Annotated in this window: 11 protein-coding genes and 3 pseudogenes; 7 read left to right on the forward strand and 7 right to left on the reverse strand. The window is 59.8% G+C overall.

Annotated elements, in window-relative coordinates:
* The 3 genes and pseudogenes from GCT13_RS45310 to GCT13_RS45320 all read left to right on the forward strand — a co-directional run.
* A partial coding sequence (locus GCT13_RS45310; RefSeq protein WP_227747364.1) for an integrase core domain-containing protein occupies positions 1-388 on the forward strand: 388 nt, incomplete at its 5' end.
* 39 nt (positions 389-427) lie between these two features.
* Complete coding sequence (locus tag GCT13_RS45315) at positions 428-724, forward strand: IS4 family transposase (RefSeq protein ID WP_321575044.1); 297 nt, start codon at positions 428-430, stop codon at positions 722-724.
* A 37-nt stretch (positions 725-761) separates the two neighbouring features.
* A pseudogene (locus GCT13_RS45320) lies at positions 762-902 on the forward strand (4-hydroxylaminobenzoate lyase); the annotation flags it as partial.
* A 45-nt stretch (positions 903-947) separates the two neighbouring features.
* Here GCT13_RS45320 and GCT13_RS45325 read toward each other — a convergent pair.
* The 4 genes from GCT13_RS45325 to GCT13_RS45340 form a co-directional block, all read right to left on the reverse strand.
* Positions 948-1,610 (reverse strand): HD domain-containing protein, encoded by a 663-nt coding sequence (locus tag GCT13_RS45325; RefSeq protein WP_152768175.1) that lies wholly within the window; start codon positions 1,608-1,610, stop codon positions 948-950.
* Between the two features lie 214 nt (positions 1,611-1,824).
* Positions 1,825-2,286 (reverse strand): carboxymuconolactone decarboxylase family protein, encoded by a 462-nt coding sequence (locus GCT13_RS45330; RefSeq protein ID WP_152768176.1) that lies wholly within the window; start codon positions 2,284-2,286, stop codon positions 1,825-1,827.
* A gap of 1 nt (position 2,287) precedes the next feature.
* Positions 2,288-2,713, reverse strand: a complete 426-nt coding sequence (locus tag GCT13_RS45335; protein ID WP_152768177.1) for a cupin domain-containing protein — start codon at positions 2,711-2,713, stop codon at positions 2,288-2,290.
* Between the two features lie 51 nt (positions 2,714-2,764).
* Positions 2,765-3,955, reverse strand: coding sequence for an MFS transporter (locus GCT13_RS45340; RefSeq protein WP_152768178.1), 1,191 nt, complete (start codon positions 3,953-3,955; stop codon positions 2,765-2,767).
* A gap of 189 nt (positions 3,956-4,144) precedes the next feature.
* On the opposite strand from GCT13_RS45340, the gene GCT13_RS45345 reads away from it, so the two are divergent.
* Positions 4,145-5,107 (forward strand): GlxA family transcriptional regulator, encoded by a 963-nt coding sequence (locus tag GCT13_RS45345; protein WP_152768179.1) that lies wholly within the window; start codon positions 4,145-4,147, stop codon positions 5,105-5,107.
* A 782-nt stretch (positions 5,108-5,889) separates the two neighbouring features.
* On the opposite strand, the gene GCT13_RS45350 is transcribed toward GCT13_RS45345, so the two are convergent.
* Both GCT13_RS45350 and GCT13_RS45355 read right to left on the reverse strand, forming a co-directional pair.
* The gene (locus tag GCT13_RS45350; protein ID WP_227747365.1) at positions 5,890-7,014 is read right to left on the reverse strand and encodes a hypothetical protein; all 1,125 of its coding nucleotides are present in this window, start codon (positions 7,012-7,014) and stop codon (positions 5,890-5,892) included.
* Between the two features lie 204 nt (positions 7,015-7,218).
* A pseudogene (locus tag GCT13_RS45355) lies at positions 7,219-7,869 on the reverse strand (DUF2242 domain-containing protein); the annotation flags it as partial.
* A gap of 226 nt (positions 7,870-8,095) precedes the next feature.
* On the opposite strand from GCT13_RS45355, the gene GCT13_RS45360 reads away from it, so the two are divergent.
* The 3 genes and pseudogenes from GCT13_RS45360 (at position 8,096) to GCT13_RS45370 (ending at position 11,141) form a co-directional block, all read left to right on the forward strand.
* Positions 8,096-8,710: a dioxygenase family protein gene (locus GCT13_RS45360; RefSeq protein WP_152768180.1), complete on the forward strand. Its 615-nt coding sequence runs from the start codon at positions 8,096-8,098 to the stop codon at positions 8,708-8,710.
* An 828-nt stretch (positions 8,711-9,538) separates the two neighbouring features.
* Positions 9,539-10,790 (forward strand): annotated as a pseudogene (locus GCT13_RS45365) (metallophosphoesterase family protein).
* 3 nt (positions 10,791-10,793) lie between these two features.
* A complete protein-coding gene (locus GCT13_RS45370) occupies positions 10,794-11,141 on the forward strand; it encodes an AAA family ATPase (protein WP_227747366.1) in 348 nt (115 codons plus the stop codon).
* Between the two features lie 21 nt (positions 11,142-11,162).
* Here GCT13_RS45370 and GCT13_RS45375 read toward each other — a convergent pair.
* Positions 11,163-11,576, reverse strand: a 414-nt coding sequence (locus GCT13_RS45375; RefSeq protein WP_152768181.1) for a DDE-type integrase/transposase/recombinase, incomplete at its 5' end; no start/stop codon positions are given.

The raw sequence follows: 11,576 nt of genomic DNA on the forward strand, positions 1-11,576 counted from the left end.
TCTGCGCGTAAAGCACGTGTTGCAACGGTTAGGCGAGATGCGTGGATTGCCTGCATCCATCACGGTAGACAACGGCCCGGAATTCGCGGGTAAGGTGCTGGATGCATGGGCTTACGAAGCCGGCGTCACGCTGTCGTTCATCCGGCCAGGCAAGCCCGTCGAGAACGCGTACATCGAGAGCTTCAACGGACGCTTCCGTGACGAATGCCTGAATGAGCACTGGTTCGTCTCGATGCGTCATGCCAGACGCCTGATTGAAGAATGGAGAAACGAGTACAACACCGAACGGCCTCACAGCCCACTCGGATATCTGACGCCCAGGCAGTTCACACAGGCACATGAAGCGAAGCAGCTTTTAACCTCGGACTCTAACAGCGGTCCGGACTAAAACCGGGGGCAGGTCACCGCGACAAAACCGCTGTTTGCGGTGATCAGCTGGCGCATTCTCTATGCGATCCTGCTCGCCCGCCCGGACGGCGATCTGCCATGTGAAGTGCTACTGCAACCGGTCGAATGGCGCGCGCTGTACTGTCGAGTCCATGGCACGACCAAACTGCCCACCAAGATCCCATCGCTGGCTCAGGTCGTGCTGTGGATTGCCAGCCCCGGCGGTTATCTTAATCGCAAGCATGATCGCCCCCCTGGACCGACCGTCATATGGCGCGGCTTCCTCTCGCTGCATGAGATCACTGAGATATACCGGATCTTTCGGCAAAACGAATAACCTGGCAACGCTTAAGAAGTGGGTAAATGCCAGACTCGGGTGGAGGCATGCTGGCTGGACTGCTCCGGCGCCAGGTAGCCACCATTACCCGGAGGCCAAGGGTGGCGCGTTGATCGCATTCCTCTTCTTGCCGTCTGGACGCATTTCATACGACATCCAGGATGCCCGTTGCGATTGATGGAAGACACCAAAGCTCTCAAAATTGGGGCGTTGAGCGGGAAGTTCAATGCGCCCAATTTGAGTTCAAGATGATGCTGCACAGGTTCACTCGCTCGAAGGCCGGATCCTTGTGGGCGAGGAAATCATCGTTGAAGGTGCCGAACGTACTGCCGGGTCGATGCTTCATGCCGTGATAGAAAGCATCGATCATCTTGTTGGCAAAATCGGTGCCGCGGGGAAAGGCAGCAATCACCGCGTCGCGTTGTTCGTCTGTGAAGTGCTCAAAGCCACGTCCAGCCACGTCCATTCCCGCTCCGGCGTGCACCAAGGCGATTTCTCCGTGCATGTGTTCTGGGATACCTGGAGTCGTATGGAGAGCAACTGCAGTCCAAACCTTATCTATGTCTCCCTCGGAGATGTAATGGCTTCGCAGAAAATCGCGCGCGGCGTTCGCGCTATCCACCTCGAAGCGAAGGTGGCTCTCACGATAGATCGATGTCAGGCCGATATCGTGGAACATAGCTGCGACGTAAAGCAACTCCGGATCGAAGATCAGGCCCTTTCGTTTCCCGAGCAGAGCGCCCCAAAGGTACACGCGAGTGGAGTGGCTAAACAGCAATTCACTTTCGGTGTCGCGAATTAGCTGCGTGACCTCGCGCGCCAATTTACTGTCAGGGATCGTGACGCTAGAAATTCCGGTCGTTGGCACAGTTCTATCTTCCTTCATCTGGTTAGTCCATCTATGGAGGGCTGGCGTACCCTTCGAACATCTCTTCTGCTTTAAAGCAGAACACCTGAGATGAGAAGCGCAGACCAGATAAGTTGATCGTGTATTTCGGTTCGGAATCGTTACACCAAAATTTCGATTCGGGATCGAACCGATTGGCCGATTTATATCGAGGATCCTACGCTACTCTCAGGTCGTAAAACCGGCCCAGGATTCACAATTTTCCCGCATCCAGCGCAGCCAGCGGTGGGTTCCGGAAGCTGATTGCCATTCGGTTATACGCGTTCATTAAGCCTATCGCGATCGTGAGATCCACGATTTCGCGTTCGTCGAATATCTTTCGCGCAGCTTCGTATGCGTCATCGGGAACGCCCGTGTCGGCCACGCGCGTCACAGTTTCCGCCCACGCGAGGGCTGCACGCTCGCGTTCATCGAAGAGCATGCCGGCTTCGGCCCATGCTTGCACCAGCGCGAGCTTCTCCACGTTTTGTCCTCTTTTGAGCAGATCGCGGGTGTGCATATCCAGGCAGTACGCACAGTTATTGATTTGGGAGACCCGCAGGTAGACGAGATCGACAAGTATCGGCGGAAGGTCGCTCTGCATGACGTATCCATACACGCCTCCAAGGGCTTTCATGCCTGCGGGTGCAACCTGGCTGTAGTCAAGACGTTTCATGTCACTCTCCGTGTTTGATGGGTGTAGTCAGGATTTGGTCGTCGGTATCGACGATGAATACGGCAAGTAATCTGGCCGGGCGCGTCTTGCTGTTATTGCGGCTGATTCGATGACGTGCGCCGGGCGGCTCATAGAAACTCTCGCCTTCGCGATAGACGCGTACAGGCCCATCGTTCACTTGCGATTCGATCGCGCCCGAGACGACGTAACCGTAGATAAACGCCGACCTGGCGTGAACGTGCGACGGAGAAGCGCCACCCGGCGCATAGTCGACGACGACCGCGACGAGCGACTTGCCGGGGATGTTGGGTATCACTCGATTGAAGTTCGGCGTGACTGTTTCCCCAGTACCTTGTGCGGTAGCCGGCAAAGCGGCAAGGAAGGCTATCGCGGCGCATGCCGCAACAATGAAAGGTCGTGTGTTCATGACAATAGGAGCCGTTCAGGTGACGATGATTTGCGAGGTGTTCGTGGCCGATCAGGCGCACTCCGTCTCGCGATTGGACGTCGCGCGTTGCCGTATGTATGACCGGCTCATCCGATGATGCGCGGCTTCGGCGAGCAGGAAAGCAATCGCAATCAGCGCGGCCGCGACGAGACTGAGGTACTGTCCGCCGATCGAGGGGAGCACGGCACCGCCAAGCACGCCGGAGCAGGCAAGCCCGATGTATGTCGCGGTATTGTTGAGCGCGAGCAGCAGTGGTGCTACGCCTGGCGTGAGTTGTACCAGCCGATGCTGCTGGGGGACGATGAGCCCCCATCCGCATACGCCCCAGATCGCCAGCGCAACCGCAGAACTGAATGCATCTGCAGATGTCCACGGCAACGCACAGAAATTAATGATGGCAACCCACAGCATTGCATTGATGATGTTGCGAGTTTCGAATCGGTCCACAAGCCGGCCTGACAGGAGGTTCCCGGCCGTCGCCGCGACGCCCCAAAGCAAAAACATGGCGGCAAGTACGCGTTCGTCGCCGTGCGTGACACGCTGTAGCACCACGCCCGCATACGTGTAGACCATGAGAAACCCGCCGAAGGCGAACAACGAAGTGAGCAAGGTTAGGGCTATGCGCATATCACGCACCGGTGCAAGCCGTTCTCGCAATGTGATGGATGCAGGACGGGGACCGGACGGTAGCATCGCCCAGACGCCGATCATTGCCACAATCCCGAGCAACGTGACGAACCAGAGTGTCGTTCTCCAGCCTCCGAATCCGCCTATGAACGTGCCGATCGGCGAACCGAGTGCGGTCGCACCCGTCAATCCGGCCGTCACTGACGCTAACGCACGGCCACGTTTTTCAGGCGGTGCAAGCGCAGAGGCAACGCCCAATGCGGTAGGGGAGAACAGCGCTGCGCCGAATCCAGACAGCGCCCGGCTGAATAACACCCAGTGCAGGTCCGTGGCGAGCGCGCTGAGCATGTTGCCGGCGACGAAAATGCCGAGCGCGAAAACCAGCAAAAGCTTGCGCGGCCAACCGCCCGCCAGCGCGGCCATCACCGGGGCAGCCACCGCGTAGGTCAACGCGTAGAGGGTGACCATCAGTCCAGCGAGGCTGACGGATGTACTCAGTGATGCGGCGACGCCAGGAAGAATACCGGCGACAACGAAATTGTCGGTACCCATTGCGAACATGCCCACGGCCAGTATCAATAGTCGACGATCCATACAACGTTCTTGCGATAAGCGGTTTGAAGTTCCGTTAGAAGACGCGCGTCGCGAATTGATTGGCGCGCGAAGGCCGCATCAGCCTGGACGGCTTTTCGCGCCGGAACGGCATGGGTAGAGAATAATCGTTGTTGACCGTGTCTCAAATGCCATATATACATGCAATTCATGACATGACTTGGGCGAGCTATGCACACGATCGGCTTCGTGGTGTTTCCGAACTTCTATCTGTTGGGTTTCGCGGCAGTGACCGCCTTTGAACTGGCGAACGTCGTGCTCGGAGAACCGGCATACGAAGTGACAGTCCTGTCTGAAGAGGGGGGACTCGTCATGTCTTCGGCAGGCGTCCGTGTAGAAACGCAGCGCTTCGGCGACGCCGAATTCGACACTGTGATGTTTGGCTCTGGCGTCGAGATCGACATCGTTTCTGGCGCATTGACTGCGTTCGTCAGGCGCGCTCTGAGAACGTCGAGGCGCATCGCGGCGCCATGCACGGGCGCTTTTATCCTCGCCGAAGCAGGGGTTCTGGACGGTCGTCGGGCGACGACACATTGGCGCTTTGCCAACGATCTGCAGCGCCGCTTTCCCACCATAGCGGTCGAAGAGGATCAGATTTTCATTGTCGATGGACCGGTCTGGACGTCGGCAGGCATGACGGCCACGATCGACATGGCGCTCGCCATGATCGAGAGGGATCATGGCCAGGAGGTTTCACGCGCCGTAGCGCGCAAGCTTGTCGTTTATCATCGCCGCACCGGCGGGCAATCGCAGTTCTCCACGTTGCTTGATCTCGAACCCAAGTCCGACCGTATCCAGAAGGCGATCGACTATGCGAACGCCAATCTGCGCAATGCACTGACTGTCGAGGAACTGGCCGACGTCGCGGGTCTGAGCCCACGTCAGTTCAGTCGCGCTTTCAGTGCTGAAACGGGGCAATCGCCTGCTAAAGCCGTCGAACATTTGCGCGTGGAAGCGGCGAGGTTGTTGCTGGAAAAAGGGCGTTTGTCTTTGGACGTGATCGCGAACGAAGTCGGCTTCTCTGATCGGGAGCGAATGAGGCGAGCGTTCCTGCGGACCGTTGGGCAACCGCCCCAGGCGGTCCGTCGCTTCGGCAGGGAGAACCGCGGGTCGATTGAACACACTCAACAATGACCGTACTTGCTCGCGCGCGATCTGCTCACGTCCCTTCACGGCCGCGCATGCCTGAGCAGGTGCAGTTCGCTTCGTTGGCTACGGCACAAAGAGTAGAAGTGCGATTTTTGGAAACATTGATGCACGAGCGTTGTCAATGCGCGTATCGCGATCGCTCGAAGGACAGTCTCGATGAGTCTCTCTTTAAGGGCGCGTCCGGTGCGGCAAAGGCGTTGCCGGGGCGAGTGAGGTGTACCGCTCTGCTTTGTTGTTGCCGCGATTCGATGAAGGCGGTAGACGAATGCTGGCAGCGCCCGTGTTTCGACACATGATCGAATGCCTGACGGGGAGTCGGCGTCGGTAACGGGTCGCTTGCTGTCCTCGCAGCGTGAAGAAAACTGCCATTCGATCTAGTCGCAGCCCTGAAGTCAGCAAAGCTCACCATAGCAGCCGTTGGCGGCGGTCACACCAGTGGCTGCTTTGGCCGATCAGCCGGCATGGCCTGCCCGGCAGAGGGTAGAGGACGTACCGCCGCTTGACATGACACCCGCTGACGGACCAGCGACAGACATTTCAAAATGGCTTTGACAAAGATTACTCGTACTGCGGATCTGTATATATCTGACAGGACGCGCCCAACTGACAATCGATGTCAGGATGCGCTTTCGATGCGGGTTTCCCTTGCCTCATCGTTCTGCGCCAAGGGTACTCGGGGGCTCGCGTTGCTTATCGCTTTGGCTCCCGGATATAACCGGCCTTCGACAACCGCGCAACCCAGGCACCGCGTTTCCCGTGCTGCGTCATCAGGCGTCCCAGCCGGCGTCGAAATGTCGTCTCGCCTTTTTGGCGCCTGCATATGCTTCGGCAAGTTCCAGCAGCGCCCGGAAAGCCTGATCATAGGAGGATCCTGATCCACGCTGGAGCTTTGAGTCGATGGCGGACCAGGCCCTGTCCGCGTCTTCAAGAAGCGACTTGAGGTAGGCCGCGCGCTCGGCCTTGCGTCGCGTTTCAGCAACCTCGCGCGCTTTGCATTCCCGTTGTTTGCGAACGTCACGGTGAAAACTGGCCCGGGCCGCAATTTCGCTCACACACCGGGGTTCGGCACGTGTGGCGCAATTGGGCACCTGTGCCTGCTGCCATGCGACGAACCTGCGCCGAAGGGTTCGCTCGGCATCCTGGCTTCGTCCCTGGAGCAGCATGCGCAGCGCGGCCCGCATTTCATCTTCTGTCAGCTCGAGCAGCCAGGGATCGAGCCGGTCATTATCGTTTGACCCGGCAGCCAGTGGTGCGCTCGTTTCTGCCGCGGCGGCGAGCCAGTCCGGATCGAGCATCAGGAATTCAGCAAGGGCGCCCTGCGCGGGCGTCAGCGTCTTGAGTCCGTCCGGCAACGTTGGCTCCCGATCGTCATCGCGCAATTCGCCGTTGCCAAGCCGGGCTAGCCAGCCGAGATAAAGCGGACGTGTATCGCCCCTGAGCAGTTCATCGCGGATGGGCAGCAGCCGCGCCATCCACCCCGCGCCGTCAGCTTCCTCCGTGAAACGAAGGTGCTCACCAGAGTCGTCGTTGAACCACCAGTCGAGCAGGCAATGTTCGTCGGTGTCAATGGCATCGAACGCCTTCGCAAACTGCGACCGTGTCGCGCGTGCGCTGCGCCCCGTGTAACCGCGCAGCGACCGTGCGTCGAATATTGCCCGTGGCAAGCGCAAAAGAAGCCGGCAGCTGCCCCAGTTAGCGGAATAGACGTGGGCGTCGAAGTAACGGTCCACCCAGTCAAGCGGATCGCCCTTGAGGTCGCCCCAGTGGTATTCATTGAGGAAGCTGGAAGCGGTGATCGTCGCGCGCGTGGAGCGGCTTCGCAACTCGGCCTGCTGTTGCCCGGTAAGCGGACGGTCGACTGCGGCAAATTCGTAATATTGATATTCGCTCACGTTTCAAATCTTCGGTATCGCTGTCGCCAATTGCTGTGCGCCGCGTTGTCATCCACAGTAGCGTCCGATCGCTGCAACGTTGCACACCAGGCTAATCTCGTTTTCCTCGCTGGCTGCCAAGTGAGCGGACGAAACACGATATGAGCGCCGATACGGCGACGCTTACCTGTCGCTCGTCGCCTTCTCCGGATCGCTACCTGTCAGGGCTGCACCGATCGACGGCACGGCGTCGTTCATCGATGGCAGGATCTGTGGCTCGTGCGGCTCGTGCGGCTCGTGCGGCGCCGCAGCCGCATCCGTAGCAGCATTGGCCGGCCGGACAGCGTCGGCCTTCAGGTAGTGCTCGACTAGCGCAAAGTAACGCTGATAGAAGACTCCGGCAGGAATCGTCTCACTCGCGACCTTCACCATCGAGTCATCGCTCGAGCCGATCGGCAGCGACAAAGATCCAAACACGCTCAGTCCGACGCTCGCCGACGTGTTGCTCTTCTTCAGCGCGTAGCGATCCTGCACCGCGTTGACGTACGCGGTACTGTGGTTGCTTTTCGGGTCGTCAGCTGTACAGACAACATGGATTTCGATCACCGCATGCGAATCGTTGTTGGGCTGAAAATTTTTCGAGCCGTCGACCGAATCGGACTTCGCTGAACCGGCGATATATCCCTGGCTGAGCAACGCGCGGCGGGCGGCTTCGCAGGTGGACTCGGCCTTCGCGTCGAACCTGTGCATATAGGGGCTATCGGCCGAGTCGAACTGTTCTTGCTGGTAAAGCGGTTTCGGCGTCGAGCATGCAGACAGTGCGCTCGCAAGCGCAAGCACGAAAGCCGCAGAGAAAAAGCGGAACTGGGTATGCATGGTTGAATAGGGGATCAGCGCGAGCAGAGAAGGGTCAACGATGCAAACAAAATCAGGACGCCCGATGCGCTCGCGCGGCATGAGAGGGACACATCATGTCGCCGATCCGAAAGTGAATGGGTGGCGGCATTATAATTTTCTTTCCCTACAACGACCTTCGAACGTGTTCGTGAGCGCAGACGACTCACGTGTACGGCGGAAGTGGCAAGTGGATACGGGGAGACGCATGATGCGGATCGTACGATCGGGAAAGAGGCGCCGTGCCTTTCTGTGCCAGTCCGGCGCAATGGCGTCTTCAGTCCTGCTGGGGGCGTGGGATGGCGGGCAGGTACGGGCCGGCGAGCTATCACCCACGCTCGCGTGCGCGGACGATACGGAACAGACGCAGCAGCAAACGGAGGGGCCGTTCTTTGTGCCGGGTTCGCCTCAGCGTAGGTCGCTGCTCGAACCGGGGATTCACGGTTCGAGGATTGTCCTGGGCGGCCGCGTATTGTCCACGCGATGCATCCCGGTGGCGAACGCGCTGCTTGATTTCTGGCACGCGGATGGCGACGGCAGATACGACATGGAAGGCTTCCGGATGCGCGGCCATCAGTTCACGGACAGCGGCGGACGCTACCGCCTCGAGACCATCGTCCCGGGCCTTTATCCGGGGCGCACGCGCCACTTCCATGTGAAGGTGCAGGCGCCGCACTGGCCGATCCTGACCACACAACTCTATTTTCCCGACGAACCGCGCAATGGGCGCGATCTCCTGTTCGATCGAAGGTTGCTAATGACGGTCGAAGACCGCGGCGACCGCAAGGTGGCGCGGTTCGACTTCGTGGTGAAGCTGGCGTAGCGCCGATTCTTCGAACGCAGGCAGGGCGCAGGCAGTGGTTCACTTCCTGTGGACTCCTGATCTGAATGACAAGGCAAACGCCAGAACGAACCCGCGACGTCGCACGGCGTAGATCGACAGCGAGCTGTTCGAGCTTCGAGAAGCGTACAGACTTCAAGGACCGCTTCAAGCCACTCAGGCAGCTAACCAGACCCCACCGAGTCCTTGCCAGCCATCAAAAGCCGAGCGCCGAACCCGATGAGCCGCTGCCAGCGTCGCTGCCCGGAGTGCCGGGTGCGCGTGCGGGCTACTGCGCCACTGTTTAAGGCGATTATTGGTGTTCAGGCTTGAGGCGCGGCGGAGCCCGTCGTGCCAGCGGCGAGACCAGGCGCCGCCGGCGCTGTCGAAGCCAGGGAGGGCCATCCGCTCAGACGCTGTCATCTCGACATGCCGGTGGTGCCTCGAGGGTCGGAGAAAAATGGTGCCGGGATCGAGGTGCCGTCGAAGACGTAGTCCACTTTGACCTGCGCGTCAGCGACGAAACGGTCACCTTCACATCGTCACTTTGATGACGGCCGCCGTCGCCTCTCTCCGTGGCCGGGTACCCCCTGAATTTCGATTGCGTCCTATGCGCGCGTTAGCGCGCCGTTGATCATGGCGACTGCCTCGCGTCGATCTGGACCGTGCGCGCGCATCACAAGCGATGTCGACAGGGAGGGGTGGCTGCCCGATTTGTGCCGATACATCGCTATCGTCGATGCGCCTGGCGTTTCGCTTAGAATCGACGTCCGGCATCGGCGGGCCCTTGCGGCGCGCGTCGATAGCCATTCGTTCAATCCGGGAGTGAGCATGCGGTTTATCCATGCGGCGGATATTCATCTCGACAGCCCGCTTCACGGCCTGAGTGCCTATGCGGACGCGCCCGCGGCGATGCTGCGCAATTCGACGCGCGAGGTTTTCTCGTCGCTGGTGACGACCGCCATCGACGAATCGGTCGATTTCATGGTGATCGCGGGCGATCTGTACGACGGCAGCTGGCGGGACCATAACACGTGCATCTATTTCTGCAGGGAGATGGGCCGGCTGCGGCGCGCGGAGATTCCCGTGTTCGTCCTGTTCGGCAATCACGACGCCGAAAGCGAAATGACGAAGCAGTTGCAACTGCCCGACAACGTCCGCACGTTATCGACGCGCAAGGCGGAGACGTTCAAGATCGACGCGCTGAAAGTCGCGTTGCACGGCCACAGCTTCAAGGAAAGGGCGACCACCGCCAACCTCGTCACGGGTTACCCGGCGCCTGAGTCCGGCTACTTCAATATCGGCGTGCTGCACACGGCGCTCGAAGGCAATGCGGCCCATGCGAGCTATGCGCCGTGTTCGCTGGCGGAACTGCATGGCAAGGGCTATCAGTAATGGGCGCTCGGGCACGTTCACGAGTTTGCGATGTGGCGGGATGGATCGACAGTCGTGTTTCCGGGCAATCTGCAAGGCCGCAGTATCCGCGAGACGGCGCGGCGCCGTGATCGTGACGATTGACGACTTGGGTGACGTCGAAGTGGAGCGTCTTTTCGTCGATGTGTTGCGTTGGGAAGCGGTGGAGGTCGATGCGTCGGCCTGCACGACGCTCAACGATGTCGCGCGCGCGGTAGGCACGCATCTGGAAACGCTCGCAGGATCGGCGTCGATGACCGTGCCACACGCCGTCCGCGTGACCGTCACGGGAACGACCGCAGCGCATGGCGAGCTGTTTGGACTCGAGCCGCAGTTGCGCGCCGAAGTGCTCGCGCAGATCGCGGGTCTCAGCCACGACCGTCTGCGGCTCGAGAAAGTACGCATCGAGACCAGCCCGCCGGGCAATAGCGATGCCGTGCTGGATCGCGCGGACGCCATCGCGGATCTGCACAACCTGCTCGTCGAAGCCGAGTCCGATCCGGAGTTTCTCGCGATGCTGAAAGAGCGGCTGATCGGGCTGGCGACGCATTCGCCCCACGAACTGCAGGAGATGGTGCCCGCGCTCTCCGACGTGCGCAACGGCGATCTGACGCGACTGGTGCGTGAAGTGCGCGTCGGTCTGGTCGAACAGGTGGCGAAGGCGAACTGACATATGCGTATTGGCAACCTCGAACTGATCCGTTACGGCAAGTTCTCGGACGAAACGGTGGCGTTTCCCCGCTCGTCGCACGACTTTCATTTTCTTGTCGGACCCAACGAAGCCGGCAAGTCCACCATCAAGACGGCGATCACCGAACTGCTGTTCGGCATGCCGCACAGCTCGCCGCTGGATTTTATTCATCCTCAGAGCGAATTGCGGCTGGGCGCGATGATCGAGCATTCGGACCAGTCGCTGGCGTTTCACCGGTTGAAGGCGAGAAAAGCGCCCTTGTCCGCACCGACGGGCGAGCCGCTTGCGGGCGAAGGGCACTGTCACGTTGTCGTGTTGATGACGCAATAGCTGATAGAAGGCACCGCTCGCTCAGAAACCGGATGGATTTTGGGTGAGGCCAGTGAAGCGATGCCATGCGGCAAAGCGTGTGGCGAGCTGTTTGCGATAGAGTGATGCGCGCAGTAACTGTCGCTTGAGCGCGAAGCGCTGGCGAATCGGTCCGAAGCGCGACAGAAATGCTTGCGTGCGATCAGAATCGCGGAAGCCACGCATTCGGCGCTCGCGTTCACGCGTAGGTTGATGGCTATTTTCGGCACGGTTGTTCACCCGTGCACTGGCCTTGACGAAGACGTGTTTGACGTTTGCCAATTCTGGAATTCCGGCCTTCGCGGCCGGATAACTGCGCAACTGATCGGTGACAATCCTTCGTGGCGCCTCGGGACAGGCGGCCAGCACGCGTTTGAAGAAGCGCTTTGCTGCAGCCTTATCGCGACGTTTCTGCAG

Origin of the sequence: Paraburkholderia franconis (assembly GCF_009362735.1) — a bacterium.
Lineage (GTDB): Bacteria > Pseudomonadota > Gammaproteobacteria > Burkholderiales > Burkholderiaceae > Paraburkholderia > Paraburkholderia franconis.

What these genes read in the sequence shown, in the direction of transcription:
- GCT13_RS45325 (WP_152768175.1), bottom strand. Translation starts at nt 1,610, where the DNA reads ATGAAGGAAGATAGAACTGTGCCAACGACCGGAATTTCTAGCGTCACG.
- GCT13_RS45330 (WP_152768176.1), bottom strand. Translation starts at nt 2,286, where the DNA reads ATGAAACGTCTTGACTACAGCCAGGTTGCACCCGCAGGCATGAAAGCC.
- GCT13_RS45335 (WP_152768177.1), bottom strand. Translation starts at nt 2,713, where the DNA reads ATGAACACACGACCTTTCATTGTTGCGGCATGCGCCGCGATAGCCTTC.
- GCT13_RS45340 (WP_152768178.1), bottom strand. Translation starts at nt 3,955, where the DNA reads ATGGATCGTCGACTATTGATACTGGCCGTGGGCATGTTCGCAATGGGT.
- GCT13_RS45345 (WP_152768179.1), top strand. Translation starts at nt 4,145, where the DNA reads ATGCACACGATCGGCTTCGTGGTGTTTCCGAACTTCTATCTGTTGGGT.
- GCT13_RS45360 (WP_152768180.1), top strand. Translation starts at nt 8,096, where the DNA reads ATGATGCGGATCGTACGATCGGGAAAGAGGCGCCGTGCCTTTCTGTGC.
- GCT13_RS45370 (WP_227747366.1), top strand. Translation starts at nt 10,794, where the DNA reads ATGCGTATTGGCAACCTCGAACTGATCCGTTACGGCAAGTTCTCGGAC.